Annotated in this window: 22 protein-coding genes; 5 read left to right on the forward strand and 17 right to left on the reverse strand. The window is 63.7% G+C overall.

All coding sequences use genetic code 11. From position 1 onward, the window contains the following. From ACHFFR_RS07480 to mraZ, 12 genes are all read right to left on the reverse strand, one after another. Positions 1-520: hypothetical protein (locus ACHFFR_RS07480; protein WP_394263641.1), on the reverse strand; the 520-nt coding region annotated here is incomplete at its 3' end. 98 nt (positions 521-618) lie between these two features. Continuing rightward, the gene (gene murC / locus ACHFFR_RS07485; protein ID WP_394263642.1) at positions 619-1,950 is read right to left on the reverse strand and encodes a UDP-N-acetylmuramate--L-alanine ligase; all 1,332 of its coding nucleotides are present in this window, start codon (positions 1,948-1,950) and stop codon (positions 619-621) included. Continuing rightward, positions 1,947-3,059 carry an undecaprenyldiphospho-muramoylpentapeptide beta-N-acetylglucosaminyltransferase gene (murG, locus tag ACHFFR_RS07490; protein WP_394263643.1) on the reverse strand — a complete coding sequence of 371 codons (1,113 nt, stop codon included), beginning with the start codon at positions 3,057-3,059 and terminating at the stop codon, positions 1,947-1,949. The genes murC and murG overlap by 4 nt, the downstream gene beginning before the upstream one ends. After that, complete coding sequence (locus ACHFFR_RS07495; RefSeq protein ID WP_394263644.1) at positions 3,059-4,294, reverse strand: FtsW/RodA/SpoVE family cell cycle protein; 1,236 nt, start codon at positions 4,292-4,294, stop codon at positions 3,059-3,061. Before ACHFFR_RS07495 ends, murG begins: the two co-directional genes overlap by 1 nt. Then, entirely contained in the window at positions 4,281-5,765 is a 1,485-nt protein-coding gene (murD, locus tag ACHFFR_RS07500; RefSeq protein ID WP_394263645.1) for a UDP-N-acetylmuramoyl-L-alanine--D-glutamate ligase, read from the reverse strand. The genes ACHFFR_RS07495 and murD overlap by 14 nt, the downstream gene beginning before the upstream one ends. Continuing rightward, positions 5,747-6,832 carry a phospho-N-acetylmuramoyl-pentapeptide-transferase gene (gene mraY, locus ACHFFR_RS07505; protein WP_394263646.1) on the reverse strand — a complete coding sequence of 362 codons (1,086 nt, stop codon included), beginning with the start codon at positions 6,830-6,832 and terminating at the stop codon, positions 5,747-5,749. Before mraY ends, murD begins: the two co-directional genes overlap by 19 nt. Further along, entirely contained in the window at positions 6,833-8,224 is a 1,392-nt protein-coding gene (murF, locus tag ACHFFR_RS07510; protein WP_394263647.1) for a UDP-N-acetylmuramoyl-tripeptide--D-alanyl-D-alanine ligase, read from the reverse strand. After that, positions 8,221-9,711, reverse strand: a complete 1,491-nt coding sequence (locus tag ACHFFR_RS07515; protein WP_394263648.1) for a UDP-N-acetylmuramoyl-L-alanyl-D-glutamate--2,6-diaminopimelate ligase — start codon at positions 9,709-9,711, stop codon at positions 8,221-8,223. The genes murF and ACHFFR_RS07515 overlap by 4 nt, the downstream gene beginning before the upstream one ends. Then, complete coding sequence (locus ACHFFR_RS07520) at positions 9,701-11,599, reverse strand: peptidoglycan D,D-transpeptidase FtsI family protein (RefSeq protein WP_394263649.1); 1,899 nt, start codon at positions 11,597-11,599, stop codon at positions 9,701-9,703. The genes ACHFFR_RS07515 and ACHFFR_RS07520 overlap by 11 nt, the downstream gene beginning before the upstream one ends. 11 nt (positions 11,600-11,610) lie before the next feature. Further along, the gene (locus tag ACHFFR_RS07525; RefSeq protein WP_394263650.1) at positions 11,611-12,003 is read right to left on the reverse strand and encodes a hypothetical protein; all 393 of its coding nucleotides are present in this window, start codon (positions 12,001-12,003) and stop codon (positions 11,611-11,613) included. After that, entirely contained in the window at positions 12,000-13,004 is a 1,005-nt protein-coding gene (gene rsmH / locus ACHFFR_RS07530; protein WP_394263651.1) for a 16S rRNA (cytosine(1402)-N(4))-methyltransferase RsmH, read from the reverse strand. Before rsmH ends, ACHFFR_RS07525 begins: the two co-directional genes overlap by 4 nt. Before the next feature lie 101 nt (positions 13,005-13,105). Next, the gene (gene mraZ / locus ACHFFR_RS07535) at positions 13,106-13,537 is read right to left on the reverse strand and encodes a division/cell wall cluster transcriptional repressor MraZ (protein ID WP_394263652.1); all 432 of its coding nucleotides are present in this window, start codon (positions 13,535-13,537) and stop codon (positions 13,106-13,108) included. A gap of 406 nt (positions 13,538-13,943) precedes the next feature. On the opposite strand from mraZ, the gene ACHFFR_RS07540 reads away from it, so the two are divergent. Next, positions 13,944-14,798, forward strand: a complete 855-nt coding sequence (locus ACHFFR_RS07540; protein ID WP_394263653.1) for a hypothetical protein — start codon at positions 13,944-13,946, stop codon at positions 14,796-14,798. Here the strand turns inward: ACHFFR_RS07540 and ACHFFR_RS07545 are convergent. Together ACHFFR_RS07545 and dinB are read right to left on the reverse strand one after the other, a co-directional pair. Beyond that, positions 14,795-15,169, reverse strand: coding sequence for a DUF3040 domain-containing protein (locus ACHFFR_RS07545; protein ID WP_394263654.1), 375 nt, complete (start codon positions 15,167-15,169; stop codon positions 14,795-14,797). The two genes, ACHFFR_RS07540 and ACHFFR_RS07545, sit on opposite strands and share 4 nt — an antisense overlap. An 87-nt stretch (positions 15,170-15,256) precedes the next feature. Beyond that, on the reverse strand, positions 15,257-16,492 hold the full coding sequence (gene dinB, locus ACHFFR_RS07550; protein WP_394263655.1) for a DNA polymerase IV: 1,236 nt from the start codon (positions 16,490-16,492) through the stop codon (positions 15,257-15,259). 180 nt (positions 16,493-16,672) lie between these two features. Here dinB and ACHFFR_RS07555 point away from each other — a divergent pair, with 180 nt between their 5' ends. Next, a complete protein-coding gene (locus tag ACHFFR_RS07555) occupies positions 16,673-17,512 on the forward strand; it encodes a spermidine synthase (RefSeq protein ID WP_394263656.1) in 840 nt (279 codons plus the stop codon). On the opposite strand, the gene ACHFFR_RS07560 is transcribed toward ACHFFR_RS07555, so the two are convergent. Both ACHFFR_RS07560 and ACHFFR_RS07565 read right to left on the reverse strand, forming a co-directional pair. Next, positions 17,513-19,003 carry an MFS transporter gene (locus ACHFFR_RS07560; RefSeq protein ID WP_394263657.1) on the reverse strand — a complete coding sequence of 497 codons (1,491 nt, stop codon included), beginning with the start codon at positions 19,001-19,003 and terminating at the stop codon, positions 17,513-17,515. It abuts the gene before it with no gap. 14 nt (positions 19,004-19,017) lie between these two features. After that, the gene (locus ACHFFR_RS07565) at positions 19,018-20,085 is read right to left on the reverse strand and encodes a PAC2 family protein (protein ID WP_394263658.1); all 1,068 of its coding nucleotides are present in this window, start codon (positions 20,083-20,085) and stop codon (positions 19,018-19,020) included. A gap of 163 nt (positions 20,086-20,248) precedes the next feature. Here ACHFFR_RS07565 and ACHFFR_RS07570 point away from each other — a divergent pair, with 163 nt between their 5' ends. From ACHFFR_RS07570 to ACHFFR_RS07580, 3 genes are all read left to right on the forward strand, one after another. Further along, positions 20,249-22,480, forward strand: coding sequence for a HelD family protein (locus tag ACHFFR_RS07570; protein ID WP_394263659.1), 2,232 nt, complete (start codon positions 20,249-20,251; stop codon positions 22,478-22,480). A gap of 13 nt (positions 22,481-22,493) precedes the next feature. Further along, positions 22,494-23,699 (forward strand): phosphoglycerate dehydrogenase, encoded by a 1,206-nt coding sequence (serA, locus tag ACHFFR_RS07575; protein ID WP_394263660.1) that lies wholly within the window; start codon positions 22,494-22,496, stop codon positions 23,697-23,699. Between the two features lie 83 nt (positions 23,700-23,782). Further along, a complete protein-coding gene (locus ACHFFR_RS07580; RefSeq protein WP_394263661.1) occupies positions 23,783-25,678 on the forward strand; it encodes an AMP-binding protein in 1,896 nt (631 codons plus the stop codon). Between the two features lie 125 nt (positions 25,679-25,803). Here ACHFFR_RS07580 and nrdR read toward each other — a convergent pair whose 3' ends face one another. Then, positions 25,804-26,274 carry a transcriptional regulator NrdR gene (nrdR, locus tag ACHFFR_RS07585; protein WP_394263662.1) on the reverse strand — a complete coding sequence of 157 codons (471 nt, stop codon included), beginning with the start codon at positions 26,272-26,274 and terminating at the stop codon, positions 25,804-25,806. Position 26,275: the final 1 nt, after the last annotated feature.

The raw sequence follows: 26,275 nt of genomic DNA on the forward strand, positions 1-26,275 counted from the left end.
GCGAGCCGAACAGCACCCAGCTGATGAGCAACACGACCGCGATAATTCCCGCGCCGATGCCCACCCGCTTGAGGCGGATCTTTCGCATTTCACGACGCCGTTCACTTCGGCGAGCGTCCAAGCTCACCGACTCGCCGATGATGATCGGTTCCTCGCCTCCGGCGTTACGTTCCCGGACTCGCTCAGCAGTGCTTGACCACATTTGGACTGCACGCTCACGGGCGCCCGCGCCGGCGTCTTTGAGCCGGGCTAGCCCTCCACCGCGCGCCGCGTGGCCGGATGATTCGCCATCAGATTCGTTTCGGTCAGGCTCGGCGCCGTCCGATTCTGTCGCGTCGTCAGGCTCTGGGTCGTCGCGCACTGCGCCCTTTTCAAACCCTGCGCCATCGTCGACGTCGCTCCACTCGGCTTCCTCGGCGCTATCGGGTGAGTCGGCATAGACCACGCCCTCGCCGTCGTCCCAGTCCGCATCCCACTCGGTCGGTGGCGGCGCCGGCGCGGTCGGAACATGGTCCTCCATCGTGGGGCGCTTTTTGGCAGGAAGTTCTCCCCCGCCCTCACGGTGCTGATTCGACTGTGGCGTCAGGCGACGCGGCTGACGAGGCTGACGCGGGGCCCTCATAGGGCTCCCAGAACGACGTCGGCCATCTCCGTAATATCACCCGCGCCCATGGTGAGGATGATATCGCCGGGGTTCGACAGCTCGGCGATACGACGCGCGGCGTCGTGGCGATCGGGCACGAGCTCGGCGCCCGGCAAAAGCTCGGTGATCGCATCGGCGTCGCGCCCGTCCTCGGGTACCTCGCGCGCCGCGTAGACGCTGGTGACCACGACGGAATCGGCGAGTGCGAGCGCGTCCGCGAATTCCTGGGCAAAGATCTCTGTTCGCGAATACAGGTGCGGCTGGAAGACGACCCGCACCCCTGCCTCAGTCACGGCGCGCGCAGTCTGAAGCGTCGCGCGCACCTCCGTCGGATGATGGGCGTAGTCATCAACAACGCGCCTGCCCGCCTTCTGACCGCGCAGCTCAAAGCGCCTGCCCGTGCCGTGGAAGTGCGAAAGAGCATCGGCCATCTCCTGCGGGTCCTGCCCCAGCTCGATTCCGACCAGCAGAGCGCCGACCGCGTTGAGTACGTTGTGCGCGCCGGGAACGCCAAGGCGAAGTTCGATGGGTTTGCCGCGGAATTGAAGGTCCGCGCCGCCGTCAACATCGGTGATCGCCGCGTGATGCTCGAGGCCCTCGCCGCGCCCGTACGTCCACGTGCGAATTCCGGCGTCGCGCGATCTCTTCGCGAGGCTGAGCGCGCCCGGGCTGTCAGCGCAGCAAATGAGCAGGCCGCCGAATTCGATCCGGCGAGCGAACTCGTCAAACGCCTCGTGGAAGGCGGCTTCCGAGCCATAGTGGTCAAGGTGGTCGGGCTCGATGTTAGTCACGAGCGCCACGCGGGGCGCGTAGTTGAGGAACGAGCCGTCGGATTCATCGGCTTCCGCAATGAACATCGATCCGCTCCCCAGATGCCCGCCGGAGGCTCCGCCGGCCAGGCTCGAGCCGATGGCCCGCGAGGGATCGAGACCAAGGTGCTCGAATGCCACGGCGAGCATGCCCGACGTCGTCGTTTTTCCGTGTGCTCCGGCAACCGCAATAAAATCCTTGGACTCGGCCGCGATCGCGAGCGCCTGCGAGCGGTGAATGACTTGCTGGCCGCGCGAGTTGGCGATGGCAAGCTCCGGGTTATCCGCCTTGATGGCTGTAGAAACAACGACGACGGCGTCCTCGGGAACGTTCACGGCGTCGTGGCCAACGAACACGCGTCCGCCGGCCGCAGCCAAGCGCGCCAAGTTCGGCGAATCGCTGCGATCAGATCCGCTTACCTCGTGGCCGCCCTCCACAAGGAGCTGGCCGACGACGGACATTCCGGCGCCGCCAGCGCCGATGAGGTGGTACTTCATCGCACGACCTCGGTCAGGTGCAGGGCGATTCCGGCAAGGCGGCTCGCGGCATTGAGAGGCGAGACTCCCGTGGATCGCTCGGACATTTTCTCGAGCGTGGTGCCCTCGAAGAGCGGGATGATGCGCTCGCGCACGACATCCGCGTCAAGTTTCTTATTGTCGATCATGATCGCGCCGCCGGCGTTGACCACGTCTTTCGCATTCAGCGCCTGCTCACCGTTTCCGATCGGCAGCGGCACGAACACGGCGGGAAGACCCAGAGCCGACAGCTCGGCGACCATACCTGCGCCAGCGCGCGAGACCGCGAGGTCCGCAGCGGCGTAGGCGCTTTCCATGTCGTCAAGGTAGTCGAGCACGACGTATCCGGCGTCGGGCGCCGCCTCGCGTACCGGCGCGTCCTTGTCTCGTCCCGTCACGTGAATAACCTGGATGCCGGCCGCGCGGATATCCGCGGCAGCCTCAGAGAACACGTCGTTCAGGTGCTGGGCGCCCGACGAGCCACCGGTGATGAGCATGATCGGCTCGTCAGGGTTGAGCCCAAACCGGGCGGCGCACTCGCGCCGAGCGGCCCTGCGGCCACCGGGCCGTGCCGCGAGCTGTTCAATCTCGCGCTTGAGCGGCAAGCCCACGCTCACCGTGATCCCCTTCGCCGCGCGAAGCGGCGTGGACGGGAACGTCAGCGCGACCGTGGCGGCAAACCGAGCACCAACCTTATTTGCGACGCCGGGACGCGCGTTGCCTTCGTGAACCACCACGGGAATCTTGCGCTTTCTCGCAGCGAGGTAGACCGGCGTCGAGACGTATCCGCCAAAACCAATCACGACGTCCGCCTTGTGGCGATCGAGAATGGATCCCGCTGCCGAAATCGCCGAGCGCATCTTCATCGGTAGGCGCACAATATCGAGCGAGACAGATCGGGGAAGAGGTACGCGCTCAATGGTCTCGAGCGCGATGTCGGCCTCGGGCACGAGTGTCGTTTCCAGGCCGGCGTCGGTACCGATGGCCACGACGTGACTTTGTGGGCTCTCCTCGCGGATGGCGTTCGCGGTTGCCAGCAGAGGATTGACGTGACCGGCAGTGCCTCCACCAGCGAGTACGATGTTCGCCATTATCCGTTTCTCCTCACGAGTGTTCTGACTCCTTGCGCTAGCCTACCGCGAACGCTCCAGGCTTCCTTGACTCCAGGTACGCTCAGAGCGCATCCGGCGATCATGCCGACCATTCCCAGCGTGGCGATCATCGAACTGCCGCCGTAGGAGATGAATGGGAGCGGCACGCCGAACACGGGAAGTAGCCCGGCGACCACGAGCATATTGGCGAACGCCTGACCGCATAGCCACATGGCAGCGCCGCCGGCGAGGAGTTGGCCGTAGCGCTCCGGGTGATTGAACGCGATTTCTTTCAGGCCCCAGCCGAGCGCGAGGAATAGACCGATGACGGTCAGGACTCCGAAGAGCCCGATCTCCTCACCGATCACGGCAAAGATAAAATCAGTGTGGGCTTCCTTGAGATCCCACCACTTCTCCTTGCCCGCGCCGATGCCGACGCCGGTGATGCCACCCGAGCCGAACGCGAACTGTGCGAACTCGATCTGCGTGGGCGAGTAGATATCGGGGAGATTGACGAGATCGCCGAAGAAGTCTCCCACTCGGCGAAGTCGGGAGGGGCGGGCCACCACGAACAGGCCTGCGAGGAACGCGCCGATAATCATGGGGATGATGAGGTGTTTTGCTCGCATGCCCGCGAGCCAGAACATTCCGAGTGCAATCAGGGCGAAGATGAGCGCGGTGCCCATATCGCCGCCCAATGAGACCACGCCGATTGCGAGGGCGAAGCCCACCATGGGAAGCCCAAGTGTTTGTGGCGTCTGGATTTCTTTGAGCGAGAGCCTACCCAGCATGAACGCCAGCCACACGATCATCGCGAGCTTGAGGAACTCAGAGGGCTGGATCGCGAGGGGTCCGATGTCGAGCCAGTTGTTATTGCCGCCCACGCCCTCGCCGCCTTGAACGAGCACGGCAAGCTGGAGGACGACGCCGAGGCCGAGTGCCGCGTGCGCAAGTTTCGAGTTGAACAGCTTGGGCGGGAGCATGGCGAGCACACCGCCAAACACAAGGCCGGCAAAGGTTGAGACCACCTGACGCATGGCCACCGAGAACAGCCGCTGATCCGGATTCGCATCCACCGACCGGATCGAGGAGGGCGCGGTTGCCGAAAACACCATGATCAGGCCGATCAGGATGAGCGCCGCCGTGGTGATGAGGACGACGAGAAGTCCGAGTTGGACGGCGTCGCGCTGAGACTCCCCCTTATCAGTCAGGGCCGAGGATTCAAGAACTGGCATGTTCACCTCCGAGTGCGCGGACCGCGGCGGCAAACTGCTCCCCGCGATCGGAGTAAGAGGTGAACTGATCCATCGAGGCGCTTGCCGGGGCGAGGATGACAGTATCGCCCTCCTGTGCGTGCTCGCTCGCCACGTGTACGGCTTCACTCATCGGATCAGCCGCGTCGGGAGCCACGTAGTGAACGGGTACGGTAACGCCTTCGAGGGCCTCGCGCCAGGGCGATTGGTCGACGCCGATCACGATCACAGCTCGCAGATGAGGCTCGACCTTGGCGACGAGCTCGGTAAAGCGCGCCCCCTTGGCCTGCCCGCCGACGATCCACACGGCCGAGCTGAGCGCGCGCACCGAGGCTTCGGCCGCGTGAGCGTTCGTCGCCTTGGAGTCATCGACGTAGCGCACGCCTGCGATCGTCTCGACGGTTTCGATCCGGTGGTGCCCGCCCGAAAAGCTTCGAAGGCCACGGGCGACGTGCTCGGGCGCGATGTCAATCGAGCGCGCGAGTGCCGCGGCAGCTAGGGCGTCCTTGAGAATGTGTAGCGGGAGCACCCCGTCGTCGGTGGCAAGATGCCCGATGTCCGTCAGCTCGAAGAGCTGGGCTGCCTGCGCGTGGTCGTCGACGAACGCGCGGTCCACAATGAGGTTTTCGACGAGGCCGATCTGGCCGGGCGCCGGCACGTCCAGGACGATCGCCACGTTCGTGGCGCCGCCGCCGTTCGGAGTATCCAGCACCATCGACTCCACAGCGCGGTCCCCCGCGGGAAAGATGCGGGCGCCGCGCACGTTCTCGTAGATTCTGGCCTTCGAATCGCGGTAGTGCTCGCGAGTTCCGTGCCATTCGAGGTGGTCGTCGGCGAAGTTGAGGCAAATCGCGCCCGCGGGCTCCATCGAGTCCGTGGCGGCGAGCTGGAATGAGGAAAGCTCAAAGGCGAAGGCATCCGGCGCGTCATCGGCAGTCGACGAGACAGCGGCGACGGCGGGGGTGCCCACGTTTCCGACAGCGCGCCCGCGCAGGCCCGCCGCTTGGAGGATTGATTCGAGCATCGAGACTGTCGTGGTCTTACCGTTGGTGCCGGTGATCGCCAGCCACGGCGCGAACTCGCCGTCCTCGCGCGCTGCCCGCAGCCGCCATGCCAGCTCAATCTCAGACCACACGGGCACGCCGGCTTCGCGTAGCCTCGTCCACTCGAGTCCCACCATCGGGAAGGCGGGTGCGATCACGACGGCGTCCGGATTCCACGCGATGAGCGCATCCATGAGGGCCGAGGCGTCGGCGTCGGCGCCGCCGTCGAGGTACTCGTAGTCCGCACGCGCCTCGCTCTTTGCGTCCCACGCAGAAAGCTCGGCCGACGTCGTCGACGCCAACGCATCGAGAGCCGCGCGCCCGGATATGCCCAGCCCCAGAACAGCGATCCGCAGATCGTCGAGTGCGCCGGCGCCTGGAATGGTCCGCGTCATTGTTGAGCCAGCCATTCGGCGTAGAACAGTCCCATACCTCCGGCCGCGAGAAGGGCTTGAATCAGCCAGAAACGGACGACGATCGTGACTTCCTTCCAGCCCTTGAGCTCGAAGTGATGGTGAAGCGGCGCCATCTTAAACACCCGTTTACCGGTGGTTTTGAACGATCCCACCTGAATGACGTTCGACATGACGATGATGACGAACAGGCCGCCGATGAGCACGGCGAGGAACTGGGTCTGGGTCAGGATCGAGACGCCCGCGAACGCGCCGCCGAGTGCGAGGGAGCCCGTATCCCCCATGAAGATCGCCGCCGGCGAGGTGTTGTGCCACAGGAAGCCGAGGCACGCGCCCACGATGGCGGCGCAGATGATCGCAAGGTCGCGCGGATCGCGCACGTCGTAACAGCCGGCCGCGGGATTCACCACGGACAGGCACGACTGGTAGGACTGCCAAATGGTCAAGATCGTGTAGGCGGCAAAGGCGATGGAGGCGGCGCCGGCCGCTAGACCATCGAGGCCGTCGGTGAGGTTGACGGCGTTGGACCAGGCGGTGATGAGGAAGTTTGCCCAGATGACGAAGAGGATGACTCCGATGGCAACGCCCGCGAAGGCGAGGTTGATCTCCGTATCGCGCACGATAGAAATGCGCATCGATCCGGGCGTGCGGTTGAGCTCGTTCTTGAACTGAAGCGCGGCCACGGCGAACGCGATACCCACGACGCCCTGACCGATGATCTTGGCCATCGGGGTCAGGCCGAGCGAGCGCTCGTTGCGGATTTTCGCGAAGTCGTCGAGGAATCCGATCAGTCCGAGGCCAACCATAAGCCCGAGCAGGAGGATACCGGAGGCGTTGGGCCCGCGCTGAGTGAGGATGTTGGCAAGCGTATAGCCGATGACCGTGGCGCCGATAATGACGATGCCGCCCATCGTGGGCGTACCGCGCTTGACTAGATGCGTGGTCGGGCCATCCTCGCGGATGTACTGCCCGTAGGAACGGCTCTTCAAGAAGCGCACGAACAGCGGGGTTCCAAACAATGCGATTGTCAGCGACGTGGCAAGCGCAATGAGAATCGCGAGCATTTAGCTCTCCTTCCCCACGAGCGCATCCGCAACGCGCCACACACCAGAACCATTCGAACCTTTGAACAAGATTACGTCACCGTCCGCCATTATCGGGGAAAGCGCGTCGATAGCAGTGTCCGCGCCGGTCTCAACGACCTCGATTCCGCCCGCCTTCGCGCCAGCCACGAGCGCGTCCATCTCCTGTCCAACAGCCACGACGACGTCGACGCCCGACTTGCACGCATACTCCCCGATCGCGGCGTGTTCGGCATCCGACGCCTCGCCGAGCTCGAGCATGGCGCCCAGGACGGCGATCTTGCGCCGACCCTTGCCTAGGGTTTCGAGAGCGTCGAGCCCTGCGCGCATCGAATCGGGGTTCGCGTTGTAGGAATCGTCGATGATGAGGATGCCATCTCGCTCGGTGACGGCCATGCGGTGGGGGCTCGCTGGCCCGGTCTGGGCCAAGGTCGCGGCGATCTCCTCGGGTCCGATCCCGAAGGCGTCCGCCACGGCCGCTGCCGCGAGCGCGTTAGACACGTGGTGCGCTCCGACGAGCCCCAATGTCACCTCCGCCCGGCCGCGGGATGTGACCAGCGTGAACTGCGGATGGCCGAGCGCATCGAGGCGCACGTCTTCCGCGTGCGGGCCGGGTAGCCCTTGCATGCCAAAGTAATGCACCTCTGCCGTTGCGAGGTTAGCCATCGCGCGGACGCGATCGTCGTGTGCGTTCAAGATGACGACGCCGTCCGGCTTCGTCCCCGTGACCAGCTCCGATTTCGCTTTGGCAACGTTCTCGATGCCGCCGAACTCACCCAGGTGGGCGCGCGCCACGGCGAGCACCACGGACACGTCCGGGGGCGCAATCGAGGTGAGGTAGTCGATGTTGCCGATGTGGTCGGCTCCCATTTCCAGGACCAGGGTCGCGGTGTCCTCGCCAGCGCGCAGCACCGTGAGTGGCAGGCCGAGCTCGTTGTTGAACGATCCCGGAGGGGCGATGATTGGCCCGCGGATGGCCAGGAGCGAGGCGAGCAGGTCCTTCGTCGTCGTCTTTCCAACCGAACCGGTCACGGCAACGACCTTGAGGGACGGGTTGGCCTCTCGTGCGCGGCGCAGGGATTCGCCCGCGAGCGCGCCCAGTGCGATGAGCGGATCCTCGACGGCGATAATGCGGTCGGCGGGCGCGCCCGAGTCAGCTGCGAGCTGCGGATCGGCCGTGAGCACGCCCGAGGCCCCGGCCTCGATCGCGGCGCCAGCCAGCGTCGATCCATCCACGCGTTCACCCGCGATGGCAACGAACAGCTCGCCGCCGGTGATCTGGCGGGTATCGGAGACGACGCCGGTGACCATCACGTCAGCGCCAGCCTCGCTGCCGGCGTCGCGGGCAGCCTGAGCAAGGGTTATGGGAATCATGGTTTTTCCGCCATTCGATGGGCTAGAGCGTCGCGCGCTATCTCACGGTCATCGATCTCGATAGCGTGCCCGGCAACGTCCTGAATTGTCTCATGGCCACGGCCCGCGATGAGCACCACGTCATCGTCATGTGCGTCACGGATTGCCGAGCGGATCGCCTCCTCGCGATCCCCGATCTCCTCCCACGAAAAGCCCTCGGGGATTCCGGCAATGACCTCGCGGCGGATCTGCGCGGGATCTTCGGTGTGCGGGTCGTCGTCGGTGACGATGAGGTGGTCTGCGTGCTCGGCGACGACGCGGGCCATCATCGGCCGCTTTCCGCGGTCACGATCGCCCGCCGAGCCGGTGATCACGATGAGTTTGCCCGGTCGTATGCCCGCCAGCGCGCTCATCGCCTTGTCGAGCGCGTCGGTATTGTGTGCGAAGTCGACCACGGTGTAGGGCCGGTCCCCCACAACTTCCATGCGTCCCGGAATGACCGGAGACATCCCGCCGGGCGTAAGCGCGGTGGCCACCGCCTGCGCATCCACCCCGGACTCGATGACCATGGCGATCGCGAGCGCCGCGTTTGCCACATTGAACTTGCCGGGCAGGTCCGTGTGGGTGGTTAGCGTTCCGCGCGGACCCTCGAGCGTGAACTGTTGCCCCTCGCTCGCCACCGACCAATCGGCCTCGTTCCCGGTCAGCGAGAGCGAGACCACCGCTCCGGGCCGCTCCGCCGTGGCCTGCTCATAAAGCTGGCGCCCGGCGTCGTCGTCGACGATCACCACGCCACGCACTGAATGCTCCGTGTCGAACAGCGTCGCCTTGATCGCGAAGTACTCCTCGAGGGTGCCGTGGTAGTCCAGATGATCCTGGGTCAGGTTCGTGAATCCGACAACGTCGAAGCGCACGGGATCCGTCCGCTTCTGCTCGAGCGCGTGCGAGGAGACCTCCATGACGAGGTCGGTGCCGCCGCGCTCAACGAGGGTGGCGAGCATGGCCTGCAGGTCGACAGGTTGTGGCGTGGTCAGCGCGGCGGGAACAACCTCGCCCCCGATCTTGACGCTCACCGTGCCGATCAGCCCGGTCACGCGGCCAAGTTCGCGTAGCAGGTGATCAATCATGAACGCGGTGGATGTCTTGCCGTTCGTGCCGGTGATGCCGAAGGTGGTGAGGGTCGCCGACGGATTGCCGTACACGATCGATGCGGCCTTGCCAGCGCTTCGGGCAGGATCGTCAACCACGAGCACGGGCACCTGGACCTCGCCGATCATCTGGGTACCCTCGGCGTCGGTTAGGACGGCCGCGGCGCCCGCGTCAATCGCCGACGGCGCGAACCGCGCCGCGTGAACGGTCTGACCGCGGCTGGCGACGAAAAGATCTCCAGGGCGAATCGCCCGGTTATCGGCGCTGACGCCGCTGATCACGACGTCCGATGCCGCCGTGATTCCAAGTTCGTCCGCGATCTGGGTGAGCGTGAGCTCGGGTGTGGTCTCAGGGCGCATCGGGAATTCCCTCGTTCAGTTCTGTTTCGGTCCACGGCAGGCGCACGAGCTCCTCGGTCGAGGGCGGGATTTTCTGCTGGCGCATGGCGAATTCAGCGGTTTCGGCGAAGACAACCGCGGCCGTGTCGCCGCCGTATCCCGCGCCCGCCGCGTTGTAGACGACCGAGGCGAAAATGATCTGCGGATCTTCGGCGGGAATCGTCCCGACGAACGTTCCGGCACGCTTCGTCAGCGCGCCGCTCGCGTCCGGCACCTGCGCCGTACCGGTCTTGCCGGCCACGTTGTAGCCATCAACTCGCGCGCGCCAGCCGGTCGAATACGGCTGGGTCACGGCCTGCATGATCGCGATCATCTCGTCGGCCGTCTCGGGGGTGATCACCTGACGCGACTCGCCGACCGTCGTCGGCGTGTACTCGCCGTCGAGGGACTCCACGCCGTCAACGATATGAATCGGGATGAGCACGCCCTCGTTGGCGACCACGGACATCATCTGCCCCAGCTGGAGTGTGGTGGCGCTCCAGGACTGGCCAAACATGCTGGTGTAGCGCTCGCGCGGGCCCCAGGTCTCGACAGGATGTAACAGCCCGGCCTGTTCGCCGGGTAGCTCAATGCCCGTCTTTTGCCCGAGTCCGAAGTCCAGCTGGTACTGGTAGCGCGTCTCGTCCGGCACGAGATCGCCGATCTGAACGAGGCCGGTGTTGTAGGACTTCGCGAGCGTGCCCGCCACGGTCATCATCTCGGCCGGATGCGGATCGTTATCTCGGATGACCTCGCCGTTGGGCATCTCCATGGGCGTGGAAACGAGGAAGAGGTCGAGGGGTTCGACGGCGTCTTCGTTCAGCGCCGTCGAGTACGTGATGACCTTGCCCGTCGATCCCGGCTCGACAACCGCGGAGACGGCTCGCGAGTTCCAGTGCTTGGGATCGGTTGCCGAGAGATTGGTGGGATCTGGCGCATTCGAGTCCGCGAGGGCGAGCACACGCCCGCTGCCAACCTCGATGACGATGGCCGTCCCCCATTCGGCGCCGCTATTAGCAACGACGCCGTCGAGCGCGTCTTGCGTGGCGCGCTGAAGATCGCGGTCAATGGTCAGGTGGACGTTACCGCCGTCGACTGCGGGGGTCTCGTGCCGATCGGAGTTGGGGAACACCGTTCCGCTTGGCCCGACCTCGAACTCCACCGAGCCGGGAGTACCGGCGAGCACGTTGTTGTAGCTCTGCTCGATGCCAGCTCGCCCCTCGGGGGTCGCTGACTCCTCGGTCTCGCCGAGATAGCCCAGAACCGTGCCGGCGGTGTTCGCGTTCGGGTACTGGCGCTGCATGAAGCGCTCGGGATAGACGCCTCGGATGCCGAGGTTGTTGATCTCTCGCCACTCCTCTGGGGAGATGTCGGAAATCAGCAGCTGCCATTGGCTCTTGTTCTCCCCGCCCATGAGGAAGCCGCCGAGCTCGGCCTGATCCATGCTCACGTAAGGGGCAAGCTTGCGCGCCGCAGCCGCAGCGCCCGCGCCATCAATGTTGCCGTCCTCATCGCGGCTCACGTAATCGACGATCTCCGTCTGGTCCACGCGCACGTTGTACCGCTCGAGCGAGGTGGCAAGAATCGCGCCATTCGCGTCGAGAATGTCGCCGCGCTTGGCCTCTAACGGATAGGAGCGAGAGCGAAACTCGCGTGCCGTCTCCGACAGCGTGTCAGCCCGAACAACCTGCAGGTACACCAGGCGAACTGACAGCAGGATCGCGGCAACGAGAACGAGCACCGTGATGGACGTGAGGCGCTTTCTCGTCAGCGCGCTCGCCTGATGATCGGGTCCTTTACCGGAGCCAAGACCGCGGCGGAAGCTCTCCTTCATGACAGCTCCGACCTGTTGGTCCCGCATCCTAGCCATACACCGGTCCCCTACTTCTCAGCCGGGGCGGTGATCACCCCAGTTTCAAGATCAACGTGGAGAGCGCCTTCAGCCGGAACAAGACCGAGCGCGTCAGCACGAGCACGCAATTCGTTGGGAGTCGACACCCCGATGACTTCCTTTTCCAAGGTTGCTTCGCGGGCGGCAACTTCATTCAGTTCCACACTAATGTTTTTCACGTCATAAGCGCCCTGAATCATGAGCGTGTTGAGGTGAAATGCTCCGCCTAACGATCCGACCAGGATTGCCAGGCACACAATGACCGTGCCGTAGAAGCCGCGGGCGGGAGCAGGGGTGGGCACGACCGTGAGCCCCGGCATCTCGATAACGGGGCGTGAGGATGGTGCGGAGAACGCGCGCTGGGTGTTGAGTGCTGTGCTCATCGGTTACCTCGGTCATGCTCGGGGTTGAACAGGTGGTCTGGAGTGGGTGCGACGCGTTCAACCGCGCGCAGGCGAACAGACGCGCTGCGTGGGTTGGCCGCGATCTCGGCGTCGTCGGCCTTGAGCGCTCCGCGATGAAGCGCCCGAAGGTAGGGCTTGTGGGTGTCGAGTTCGACCGGCAGCCCCGCCGGCGTCGTCGACGTGGTTCCGTGGGCGATCGCGTCTTTGACGATGCGGTCTTCCAACGATTGGTAAGACTCCACGGCGAGGCGCCCGCCCACGCGAATCGCCTCGATTGCGCGCGGAACGGCCACTTCTAGGACGTCTAGCTCCTCATTGACGGCGATGCGCAGCGCTTGGAACGTGCGTTTGGCGGGATTGCCACCCGTTCGCCGGGCAGCGGCGGGGATCGACTCGCGAACGATGTCAGCCAGCTCTCCCGTGCGGGTCAGCGGCGTTGTTTCACGACGACGAACGATCGCGTCGGCGATGCGCGCGGCGAACTTTTCTTCCCCGTACACGCGCAGGATGCGGGTGATCTCCGCGTGGCTGGCCGTGGCGAGGATGTCCGCGGCGCTCTGGCCGGCCTCGGGATTCATCCGCATGTCCAGTGGCGCGTCCGTGGCGTAGGAAAAGCCGCGATCGGCCTCATCCAGCTGCAGTGAGGAGACGCCGAGGTCCATGAGTACGGCGTCAGCCTTACCATCGCGCCCGTGCTCGGCGGCGACGAGATCGACGTCGTCGTACGTGGTGTGAACTGCGACGAAGCGATCGCCGTACGGCTCAAGGCGCTCGGAGGCGAGGCGAATAGCGGCGGGATCGCGGTCAATGCCCGCCACGCGAAGCTCGGGGAATGCGCTGAGGAATGCTTCGGAGTGGCCGCCCATGCCGAGCGTGCAGTCGATGAGCAGCGCCTCGCCCTCGAGGGCAGGCGCGAGAAGGTCAATGAGGGTACGGGTGAGGACCGGTACGTGCAATGCGTTGTTATGAGCGGTGCGCACCGATCCTCCTTCGTTTCTATGAGACCGATTGGTCCACCACCGTTGGCCTGAAGTTGGGGAATTACCTCAGGACATCGGTGGGAGGCCAACCGATCTCGGGGTTAAAACACGCCCGGGATGAGCTCGTCTTCCCTATCCGCAAACTCCGATTCGTTCGCGCCCAGGAACGAGTTCCATTCGCCCAGATCCCACACCTCGACGTGCGCGCCCGAGCCAATGACCGCAACCTCGCGATCAAGATCCGCGTACTCGCGCAAGGCCGCCGGGATGGTAATGCGCCCCTGCTTGTCCGGGATCTGGTCGTTGGCACCCGAGAGAAACACGCGCTTGTAGGTGCGGGCTTCCTTGGATGTCATCGGCGCTTGGTTGAGGCGCTCGAGCATGTTCTCGAACTCCGACATGGGAAAGATGTAGAGGCAGTGCTCTTGACCGCGCGTCATCACCAGACCGCCCTGAAGCTGATCTCGATACTTCGCGGGGAGGATCAACCGCCCTTTGTCATCGAGTCGTGGTTCGTACGTGCCGAGGAACATCTGCCACCCCCTTTCCCAATTTGGCTCCACTTTACTCCACTTCACTCCATAAGCAAGAGGGAACACGCAATTGATTAAAACTTTTTCGCACAATTAAGCGGAAAGATCCGGTGGAGGGATTTTGCGATAATTGCGCCACAGATGATCGCTCTGTGCGTGGTTTATGGGCGCTATTCGGCGGTGTGCCTGTGATGTGACGCCGGTTCGTCTGTCCTCACTGAAGTCGGGCGCGGCGATGCGGCGGGAAGTGGAGGGTTGTGGAGTTAGTTCACGCACTGTTCACGTGTGACACCAAGATTTCTCTCATTATTAACTAGGGTGTCTCTCATGAGCCGGCTCTAGTCTGGCGGCTTAGACAAACCCATGATGTGGAGCCCCACTATGTGGAGCACGGTGAGGAGAACAGGTGGCTGACGTGCGCACGCATGCTCGCGACGCGAAGGGGTCGCGAGCACTCTTGATCACGCTAACGAGCGTGGCGGTGGCGTTTACTCTCGCGTCTGCGATGAGCACCGCGCTGCTTATGCACCGCGATTGGGATACTGATCGGTGGCACGGGACGTTTCAACAACTGGTTCACGTCGGCCGCGAGCTCAGCGTCGCCACATGGTTCGCCTCCGCGCTCTGGCTCCTTCTGGCATTCTTCGCGTTCACTGCGGGCGTCCTCGCCCATTCGAAGCGCGGATATTGGTACGCCTTTGGCGCGATCGCCGCGTTTGCCTCAATGGACGAGACGGCGACCATCCACGAGAAGTTCTACGCAGCCGGCAGCGCAATTGCGCAGTACCTTCCCTTTGATGTCTTTTCATATAGGTGGGTGATCGTCGGCGTCATCATTGCGATCGTCGTCGCCCTCGCGCTGTTGCCCTTCGTGCTCTCACTGCCCCGGCCCGTCACCATCGGCGTCATCGCCGGCGGCGCGGTGTTCCTTGCGGGCGCCATCGGCCTCGAAACTGTGGGCGGCCATCTCGAGGACGTCTACGGAGATAGGTCTTGGCAGCTGCACGCCATCATGCACGTTGAGGAATTCTTCGAATACATGGGCGTGGCCATCGCCATTTACGCGCTCTCGGGCATGATCCGCCTGGTCCGTCGCAACGGGTCTCGTTCGCTTGTCTTCACCGGATACCGCGACGACGTCGAGCGCGCGAACTTGGCTGCGGGCGCCGAGCGCCTGCATCTGGATGGCACCACACAAGAAAATGCATCTCCATCTATTGATGAAGATGCATCTACGCCGAACGAATCGCCGAGGGTTTAGCCCTGCTGGCGCTTGCGCCACTCTTCCATTTGCTGTTCCATGAACGACGCGCGCGATTGGCGCTGCGGGCGAGCAGCTCCGGCGGGAGCCTCCACCCGCGTCATGCCTGCCGATAGGTACCACAGGCCACCGAACACAACGAGGAATCCAAGAACGCCCAGCGGAATGATCTCGATGGCAACCGCACCGAGGACGATGAGCAGTCCAACGACTGCCACGATCAGGCCAACAACAAGGTGCTTCGGGGAGACGGCCGCCTGCTTGGCAGAATTCTCCTTTGACGCGAGCGACTCAGCCAGCTTCGGATCATCGTCAGCAAGCTGCGCCTCAAGCTGCTCGAGCATCTTGCGCTCGTAATCAGAAAGAGCCATGTTTATCTCCCAGGGTTGGTCGGTTTAATCAGGATACAGTAAGTTTCAATCGGTCTAAAGCCAGCGTTCACGCCTTTGACGAAATACCTATTGCAGTGAGCGCGGATCGTTGAAACCGCCGATAAGCGATCCCGGTTTGAGACTCGTTCCCCCGAATTTTTGGCGAACGGAATCCATTGCGGCCTCCGCTTTGCCGCGCCGGCCGTCGTCGTCGATCGAGAGCTGAATCCCGTCGTCGGGGTGTGCCAGGTTCTCCGCCTTGACCCCGAGGAGGCGAATCCCGCCGGGCGGAATCTCGACGCCACTGAGCAGCCTGCGCGCGGCCTCGTACACGTCGTGGGCGAGGTCGGTGGGACCGCCGAGGGTGACCGAGCGTGAGATCGTGGAGAAGTTTGCGAAGGAGCGGACCTTGATTCCGATCGTCCACGAGACGAAGGAATGGCGCCGGAGCCTGCGCGCCACGTCGTCGGACAGGTGAAGGAGCATGCGCTCCGCTTCCTCGCGCGTGGTAATGGGATCGAAGAACGTCTGCTCCCTGCTGATCGACTTTTCCACGGTGTGCGGGGTGACGCGGCGCGGATCGTGGCCCATCGCGAGCGCGTACAACTGCGTACCCGATGCCTCGCCGAGCATCCGGCGCAGGTGACGCTCCCCCAGCGCGGCGAGATCGCCGATCGTTTGGATGCCCTTACGCTCAAGTTTCTCGCGCGAGACCGGGCCAACGCCCCACAACGCTCCGACGGGTAGCGAATGCAGGAACGGCAGCGTTTGATCGTGCGGGATAAGGAGGAGCCCGTCGGGTTTGGCGTGGGCGGAGGCGATTTTAGCGACGTGCTTGGTGGAGGCGATGCCGATGGATGCTGGCACGTGCTCCTTCTCGCGGATCTCCTTGCGGATGTGCCGCGCGATTTCCACCGGGGTGCCGAAGATTTTGCGGGCGCCGGTCACGTCGAGGAAGGCCTCGTCAACCGAGATGGGTTCGACGAGCGGCGTGACGCCCTCGAGGATCGTCATGATCCTCTTCGAGACTTTCCCGTACACGCCATGGCTCGTGGGCAAAATAATCAGATGCGGACACAGGCGCTTGGCTTGATTGACCGGCATCGCCGAATTCACGCCATATCTGCGTGCTTCGTACGACGCCGCGGCAATCACTCCCCGCTCTTGACCCCCGACGGCGACGGGCTTGCCCCGCAGGTCCGGGCGCTTGAGCAGTTCGACAGATACGAAGAAAGCATCCATGTCGACGTGCAAAATGTTGGTCTGCGAATCGTCGCTTCCCCAATTCTTCCGCGCGTCTTGGCTTCGTGGGCCTCTCGACATGGCTCCTCCCTTCACCAACCAGCTTACTGGCTACCTCCGACACATCGGCGCCCGTAGCTCATGCGTCGCACAGATTGCCGTGCTATCGGAATTGCCGTACGAGCTGGAGTGCCGAGCTAGCAGGATTGCCGTACTAACAGGATTAGCGGGCCACGCAGGTTCACGGGATAGACTGATCGCATGCCTCGTCAGAAAAATGATGCTTCTCTTTCTGTCCGAACGTCGATGTCCTCGATCGATCTTGACCGAACCGGCGATCTTCTCACGATCTATGTTGACGGCGTCGAATCATCCGCCGTAGACCTCGCCGATCCGTCGTATCTCGAATTCGAGTACATGCAGCACATCCAGATCGCAACCAACGCGATGTTCCCAGCCGGGCAGCCACTTCGCGCGCTACACCTGGGAGCCGCCGGCTGCGCCCTCGCGCGAACCCTCGAGGCGAGCCGCCCGAACTCGCGCCAGCTTGCCATTGAGATCGACGCCGAAATGGCGGCCCTCGTACGCGAGTGGATTGATCTGCCATCCGCCCCGCGCCTGCGCATCCGCGCTGAAGACGCCCGCGTCACGCTCGACACCAACAAGGGCTCATGGCACCTCATCGTGCGTGACGCCTTCGCGGCGGGCCGGATCCCCCATCACCTCGCCACGGTTGAGGCTCACGCCAAAGCGGCGAGCCTGCTGACCAGCGACGGGCTGTACTGCCTCAACGTCGCGGGCGAAGCGGGCTTGGCACCCGTCTATCGCGAGGTGCGCGCTCTGGGGGAGTCATTCGAGCACATTGCGGCGATTTCCGATCCGGCCATCGTCAAGGGCAGGCGATTCGGCAACGTTATTTTGCTGGCCGCTCATCGGCCCCTACCGCTCGAGGAGATCTCGCGCCACGTTCGGCGCTTGCCGCTCCCGACCATCGTCGTCGGTCAGGCTCGACTTGAAGAAGCCGCGATCGGCGCGCGACTTATCTACGACCGCGACATCGGCTGGTCACCCGCCGAGCACGACGGCGATCGGCCCGCCTAGCTAGGAGCGGGAATCTCGCTCGTCGGACTGGGCTCGCTGGCTGTCCGCCTCGGTCTGTTTGCGTTCCGTCTGCTTGCGGTCCGCCTGCTTGCGGGCAGCTTTTTGCTCTTTCGCCTCTGTCTTCAGGGCTTTGGCTTCCGCCCTGAGGGCCTTCGCTTCCGCCTTACGCGTCTCGAATTTCGCCTGATATCGCGCAATCACGTCACGCAGCGGCGGCACGTGAATCCCGCGTTCGGCGTCGCGCCTACGCGTCTTGCTTCGAAACACCTCGAGCATGATCATGCCCAGCGTCCATGCGAATAGCTGGGTGCTCATCGCCAGTTTGAAGTCGCCCGCCTCGAGCGGCGCGCCTTGCGAGCTCCAGTCGAGGACGACGCCGATCAGCCAGGCCGTGATGAGTCCGGCGATGAATCCGCCCATGTTGACCAGCCCGTTGGCGGTGCCAAGCCGGCGCGCAGGGATCGACGTTCGCGCGTAGTCGAAACCGATACTGGAGGCCGGCCCGGATGCAGCGAGCACCACGAGGAGCACGATGGTCAGCCACAGCGGCGAGGGCGCCGGGAGCAGGAGAACGATCGCCCACGTGAGCGCAAGGGTGATGGCCGTTCCGTTGACGATCCAGATGCGCCGCATCGAATGCCGGGCCGTCAGTTCGCCGACGATCGGGCCGAACACGATGCCCGCGCCCGTCACGACGAGCAGGATGCCAGACGCTGCCGCCTGCCCCATCCCCTGATGGATCTGGAGGAAGGGCACGCCCCACAGGAGGAGGAAGACGGTCTGCGGGAAGTTTCCTAACCAGTGGGTCCAAAAGCCGAGCCACGATGCGGGCTCGCGAAGAGTTTGACCGACCGTCATGTCGTCCGCGTCTGAGACGGTGGAGGTCAACTGGCGAGCCAAATCCTCATCGTCTTCCTCGATGTGTGTGATCGTCCATTTCCGCGGAGTATCGCGGATGAACGCGAACGCGAGCGCCGCGATCACGAAGCCCATGATGGCCAAACCACCGAAAGCGGGAGCCCACCCGACGTTCGCCAGCATGAATGCGAACGGCACGGAGGAAATGAACTGACCCATGCCGCCCACGATGCCCGTGAGCTGAGTGAATAACGGTGCGCGCCGGGGCGAGAACCACGATGGCACGAGGCGAATCACAGAGGTAAACGCCGTGGCGTCGCCCAGCCCCACCATGAATCTGGCGGCGAGGGCAAGGCCCACGGTGTCGGACATTGCCATGCCGATCTGGCCCACGGCGAGGACGAGCGCGCCGCTGCCCAGCAGTATTCGCGGACCGTACTTGTCGAGTAGCAGGCCGACTGGGATTTGCGCGGCCGCATACACGCCGACCTGCACGACGGTAAAGAGGGATAGCGTCGTCGCATTGATCTCGAAGTGATCAATAGCCGTTAGTCCGGCGACGCCGAAGGACGTTCGCCCGGCGACTGCCACGGCATACACCGCGACGGCCATCAGCCAAACGAAAACTGCCACTTTGTGGCGGCTCATTATTCCTCGGTTTCTTCTGTGGTTTCTGCTTCTGTGGTGTCAGAGTCAGATTCGGGTGGTTGTTCGGCGGGCGGAGTATCGCCCTCACGCATCACCCTACGTCCGTTGCGCAGGTCTTGGCCTATGCGTCTCAGATCGTCCGAGTAGTGCGGATCCTGCTTGTGCTTGTGAACCCGGTCGAGCGGAGAGGAGTCGTGGCTGGCGAGGAATTGCTCCACGGCGTCGCCGATTTCGTCCGACGACGGGATGCGCGGCACCGTTTCCTCGTTCGTGACGAAGCCGAGCTCCGATTCGTCGTAGTCCTGCTCGAGTTTCTTGACGAGGGAGTGGAAGTCCGAGCCGTCGGCGCGCAGTTCGGCGATCGCCTTTTGCTGGTTGTCCTCAAGCTGTTCGAGGTCGCCAAGCGGGAAGGTCGGGCCGCCGCGAGCGGCGAGCATCTTGATAGCCGCGAGCGCACCCGCGAAGAACGGGCTCTCCCCGCGCACCAGATAGAACGGCACGCGCACGCGAATATTCAACACCGGGATCGCTTCCTCGGCTGCCCGGTACTCGAACACGTCCGACAGTTCGGCCAGGTGCTCGGCAAAGCCTTCGACCACGGGATGCTCGTCGGCCGTCAGCGTGGAGCGGATGAGCATATCAACGGGACGGGTGTGCGGGACGGGCGCTGGCATCGCTGCGAAGGAGTACACCTGCTCAACCTCGAAGCGGTTGATGATGTGAATGATCGTGTCGGCGATCTCGCTCCAGCGAAAATCGGGCTCTTGGCCGGTCAGGTACAGGAAGTTTTCACCCTGGACGTCCGTGACGAGCGAGAGGCGCACCTCCGGCATCGTCACACCCACGATGCGGCCATCTGCGTAGCTCACGATCGGGCGCTGGGCGCGGTAATCAAAGATCGCGTCCGAATCGAAGGTGCCGATCAGTTCGTGGTCGAGCGTCTGGATGGTGGCGTTAATTGCCATCGCCGTATCCCCTGCGTCAATGAGCGGGTCGACGAGATTGATCACAAGCGTTCGCACGCGCAAACCGCTTGCAACCGAATCAAGGGTGAAAATCTCAGTCAATACAATTGCCTCCGTTTCCTACATTGTCACAACGCCCCGAACTTGGCTAACTATTCCGCGCGTTAACCGGCTCACCCGCAAAACGTGTGTCGTGCCACGAGGTGTGCATCTGGGCGCTCGATCGGGAATAATTGAATGCCATATTCAACCCTTGGGAGCATGCGTGCACGAGAACCGATCCGCGATCGAGCGGGCAATCGACGAAGAGCAGTCCTTCGTCGACGTAGCCTACCGAGCCCTCGATAGGCAACGCGATTACTACACCGAGCAACTTGCGCGCGTACGTGCACAGGGCGGCGCTGGAACACCGGGCGCCGTCTCGGAGCGCGATTCATTCGCCACTCACTACGAAGACAACCTCATTCGCCTGCGCAACGTCGAAAACCGCCTGGTCATGGGCCGGATCGACCACGAGAGCGGGCAGATCACGCACATTGGGCGTATGACGCTTCGCGACGACGATCAGACGATTTTGCTGACGGATTGGCGTGCGCCGCAGTCGGAGCCGTTCTATCAGGCGACGGCGGCCCAGCCCGGCGACATCGTGCGCCGGCGCCACATTCAGACCCGATTCCGCGACGTCACCGGGGTCGAGGACGAGCTCCTGTCCCAAGCCGTCGATTCCTCCGACCTCAACCTCACGGGCGAGGGCGCGTTGATGGCCGCGATGAGCGAGGCCCGCGACGGCAAGATGGGCGACATCGTCGCCACCATTCAGGCCGAACAGGATCGCATTATCCGCGCAGACGCGGGCGGAATTCTCGTGGTGCAGGGCGGGCCGGGTACCGGCAAGACGGCCGTGGCTCTCCACCGGGCCGCCTATCTTCTATACACCCACCGCGAGCGCCTCTCGCGCTCCGGCGTGCTCATCATCGGCCCCTCCCCCGTCTTCTTGCGCTACATCGACCAGGTTCTGCCCTCGCTCGGCGAATCCGACGTCGTCTCTACGACGATCGAGGACCTGGTGCCGGGTGTGAGCGTGACGGCGGCGGAAGCGCCCGAGGTCGCGGCGATTAAGGGCCGCGAGATCTGGGCCGAGTTCGCTAAGCGCGCCGTGCGCCGGATCGTTCAAAAGCCTCTCGAGCAGCCCGTCTCATTCAAGATCAACGGCAAGACCGTTCGGCTCACTCCCGAGATGGTTGAGGATGCTCAGCGCCGGGCGCGGCGTTCGGGTAAGCCCCACAACCAGGCGCGCGATGTGTACGCACGCCGCCTCGTCCTGACGCTGGCCGAACAGCTCGCGCAGGCCTTCGAGACAAGCGTGGAGGACTCCGACTGGCTGATCTCGGATGTCGCAGGATCGATCGATGCCCGCCGCGAGATCAACCTGCACTGGTTGCCCACTTCCGCCAGTACGCTTCTCGAGCGCATCTATCACTGGCCTGAGCTGCTCGAGCTCATCGCGCCCGAGTTGCCCGCACACGAGCGCGCACTGCTTCGCCGCGAGCGCGGCTCGGGGCTGACGGCCGCGGACATCCCCATCGTCGACGAGCTGGCCGAGTATCTCGGCGAGTTCGCCTCCGACGCGCAGCGCCATCAGCGCGCCGCGCAGGAATCCGAGGAGCGTCAGCTCTCCGAGTACGTCACTCAGACCATGGACGCCATGGGTCTGGGCGGCGGCATCGTCAATACCGACATGATGACCGAGCGGGTCGCCCAGTCCCATTCCGGGGATACGCTCGCCGAGCGCGCCGCAGCCGATCGCTCGTGGACGTACGGGCACGTCGTCGTCGACGAAGCTCAAGAACTGTCTCCCATGCAGTGGCGGATGATTTCCAGACGCAACCCCGCAAAGTCCATGACGATTGTGGGCGACCTCGATCAGCGGCCGGCGGGGGCACCAGATGGCGGCTGGGATGAGGCGCTCGGTGCGCTCTCGGACTTCCATCGCGTCGAGGAACTCACGATCTCCTACCGCACCCCGGCCACGGCGCTCGAGCGTGCGCGCGACGTCATGGAGGCCGCCGGATACGACGTTGGCCGCACGCTCCCGGCGCGAGACCTCGAGAACTCCTATACCGTCACTCAGGGAGGGACCGACGAGCTCATCTCGCTGGTTACCGCCGCCGCCCGAGAGCTCGACGATGACTTCGGCCATGGCCGCGGATCCATCGCCGTCATCACCCCTAAATCGCTCCACGAAACTGTTGGTCAGACGCTTTCCGAGGCCGGCGATCTCAGTGACTGGACGCTCGATCGCACTGGATCTGAGATTTCGGCGAGAATACATGTGTTGACTGCGGGAATGTCAAAGGGCTTGGAGTACGACGTCGTCGTGCTCGTCGAACCCGGCGAGATTCTGGCAGACGGGCCTGGCGATCTTTACGTGGCCATGACACGGCCGACCCGCCGCTTGGACGTCGTCTATCGCAGCCAACTACCACGGGGTTTATAGAAAGAGTGATGACGTGACCCGAATCCTTCTCCTGGAAAATCCACACGAGGTTGCAGACGAGATTTTCGCGCGATACGGCGTTGAGGTCGTTCGCATTCCGGGCTCTCTCGGGACGCAGGAGCTGATCGAGGCTCTCCAAGGATTCGACATGCTGGGCATCAGGTCGAAGACCAACGTGACCCGCGAGGTCATCGAGGCCTGCCCGCAGCTGGCCGCCATCGGCGCCTACTGCATCGGCACCAACCAGATCGATCTCGAGGCCGCCTCCGATCACGGCATCGCCGTTTTCAACGCGCCCTATTCCAACACCCGCTCAGTGGTCGAGCTTGCGATCGGCGAGCTGATTTCGCTCGTTCGTCAGATCCCGGCCAAGAACGTGGCCCTTCACAAGGGCATCTGGGAAAAGACCTCCGCAGGCTCGCACGAGGTGCGCGGCAAGACGCTCGGAATCATCGGCTACGGCTCGATCGGATCCCAGCTGTCCGTCGTCGCTGAAGCCCTCGGTATGAAGGTCATCTTCCACGACATCGCAGAGCGACTCGCGCTCGGCAACGCCACGCCCGTCACCCTCGACGAGCTCCTGACCACCGCCGACGTGGTCAGCCTCCACATTGACGGGCGCGGCGAGAACACGGGGTACTTCGACACGGAGAAGTTCGCCAAGCTCAAGGACGGCGTGATCGTGCTCAATCTCGCGCGCGGGCACGTCATGGATCTCGACGCGCTGCGCGAGGCGGTCACGTCCGGCAAGGTTGCCGGCGCGGCTGTCGACGTCTTCCCCACCGAGCCGCTGGCAAACGGCGATCCGTTCGCGTCCACGCTCATCGGCCTCGACAACGTCATCCTCACGCCCCACATCGGCGGCTCCACGCTCGAGGCGCAGGAATCGATCGGCCAGTTTGTTGCGATGAAGATGATGAACTACTGGCGCAAGGGCTCCACGGACATGTCCGTCAACATCCCCAACATCGCCACCTCCCCGACAGCCGAGTCCCTCCACCGCGTCGTGTGGTTCCACTGGAATACCCCGGGCGCTCTTGCCGACGTCAACAACCTGTTCGCGGAACGCCACGTCAACGTCACGTTCCAGTCGCTCGCCACCCGCGGCGAGTACGGCTACATGGTCACGGACACCGCAACCGGCATCCCCGAGGAGATTCTCGATCAGCTCGAACATGCCGAGGCGCACATCCGCCTGAGGTTGCTCACGCGCGAGTAACGGATAAAGCGAATTTTCCATTTCACCAGCGGCATCAGTTACGGTAACGTAACATTAGAAAAACATCGTTGAAAGGGACATTGATGAACCATATGGACCAAGCTCGCGCCCACTACTCCGAGGGAGTTCCGACGGAGATTGATCCAGTCACGACGACGATCGATCACCTTCTCTTTTCGGCAGCACAGGATCATCCGGAGAGGATCGCCGTCGATTTTCTCGGGCGCGAATACAGCTACGCCGAAATTCTTGACGAGGTTCGCCGGGCTGCGCAGGTCCTGAAGATGGTCGGCGTTCGCCGCGGCGATGTTATTTCGCTGATCATGCCCAACTGTCCCCAGCACTACGTGGCGTTCTACGCCGCCATGTCGCTTGGCGTCACCGTGGCTGAGCACAACCCGCTCGCCCCGCCGTCGCAGATTGACGACCAGATCAAGCTCGTCGAGTCCAAGGTCGTCATCGGCTGGGAACAGACACTCGAGAAGCTCATCGTGGACGGCGATTTCAAGGGCCGTACCTACCTCGCCGTCAACCTGACGAAGGCGCTTCCAACCAAGTCCCAGCTGCTGTTGAAGTTGCCGGTGAAGGCCGCGCGTCAGCAGCGCGACAAGCTGCGCGGCAAGGTCCCGGCCGGCGTGCACTCGTGGGATAACCAGGTTAAGCACAACGCGCCGCTCGACCTCGATCGTGAGCAGAGCCCCGAGACTGACGGCCCGGCCGTTCTCCTCATGACGGGTGGCACCACCGGCACACCGAAGGCCGTCCAGCTGACGCATCGCAACCTGCTGTCCAACACGAAGCAGACCGAGCTCTGGCTCGATGGATACGAGCGCGGCAAGGAGACAGTCGGTGGCGTGCTGCCGTTCTTCCACGCCTTCGGCCTGCAGCTCTCGCTGCTCGTGAGCGTCAACATGGCGGCCACGCAGGTGATGACCCCGACGTTCGACGTGGACATCCTGTTCGCTGGCCACAATCGCCACCCGATTACCTTCTTCGGTGGCGTGCCTCCGATGTTCAAGAAGATCCTCGACGCCGTGGACGAGGGCAAGAGCGCCGACCTGTCGACGATTCGCTACTCGGTGTGTGGCGCGATGCCTCTTGATAGCGCGCTCGCAGCCCGCTGGGAAGAAAAGTCAGGTCTGATCATCGAGGGCTACGGCATGACCGAGGCCTCGCCTGTGATTGGCGGATCGCCCGCGAGCGAACGACGCCGTCCGTCCACTTTGGGAGTGCCCTTCCCCTCCACCGAGGTCAAGATTGTGGATCAGGACGATCCGACGAAGGAGCTTGGCGAGGGCGAAGTTGGCGAGCTGTGTGCTCGAGGCCCGCAGGTCTTCTCCGGCTACTACAAGAACCCGGAGGAAACCGCGATCGCGCTGCGCGATGGCTGGCTCCACACGGGCGATCTTGCTCGGTGGGATGACGGCTTCCTCGTCATGGCCGACCGCCGCAAGGAAATGATCATCAACTCCGGATTTAACGTCTACCCCTCCGAGGTGGAATCGGCCGTGCGTGACATGCCGGGCGTCGTGGACGTCGCGGTTGTCGGTATGCCCACCGATTCCTTCTCCGAAGCCGTGGTGGCTGCCCTCGTTCTCGAACCGGGTGCGAGCGTGGACCTCGACGCCGTGCGCAAGTGGACGGAAGACAAGCTCTCGCACTACGCGATGCCGAAGTCGATCGCCATTTTCGATGATCTTCCCCGCTCGCAGCTGGGTAAGGTCATGCGCCGCAACGTCAAGGAGCGCCTGGAGAACTTCGAGCTCGTCTCTGGCCAGTGGCGTGAGCGCGCAAGCGCCGCCTCGCATCGCACGGCCGATCGCCTTGACGGCTACGTCAACGCCATGAAGGAACGGGCTGCGACCGCCAAGTCGAGCCTGTCCGGCCTGAGCGCACAGTCCGCTCCGATCGCCGACGAGGATGTTCCCGCCGGTCCCGAGGATCCCGATACCACCCAGACCGACGGGGGCAAGGCATGAGCACCCGGCTCCGCGTGGTAACGGCGCGAGAAGCGGGTAAGAACCCCTAGAAGCGGTTATAGAAAAGGAGCTCCGGAATCGGAGCTCCTTTTCTATAGCATGCCTTTCGCCGTCATGGCGGATGGTTAGTCGTCCTCACCCGCGGCTTGTGCGCGGGAGGATCTCAGCTCATCAATGGCCTGATCGAAGTCATCGAGGGTCTCGAAGTTCGAGTACACGGATGCGAATCGTAGGTACGCGACGGTGTCGAGTTCGCGAAGTGGATCGAGGATGGCCAAACCGACGTCTTGGGAGTCGATCTGCGCGGTGCCCGAGGCGCGGATTGTTTCTTCCACCTTCTGGGCGAGCACGGCGAGCTGGTCGTGAGTGACCGGGCGCCCCTGGCATGCGCGGCCAACGCCGGAGATGATCTTTTCTCGCGAAAAGGGTTCCGTGGTGCCCGATCGTTTGACCACCATGAGCGTGGCCGTTTCTTGGGTGGAAAATCGGCGCTCACAGGAAGGACATTCACGGCGACGGCGGATCACCTGACCGTCGTCGCTGGTCCGGGTGTCGACGACTCGGGAATCCTCGTGGTGGCAAAAGGGGCAGAACATG

It is taken from the genome of Trueperella sp. (assembly GCF_043424875.1).
In the GTDB taxonomy this organism is placed as follows: Bacteria; Actinomycetota; Actinomycetes; order Actinomycetales; family Actinomycetaceae; genus Trueperella.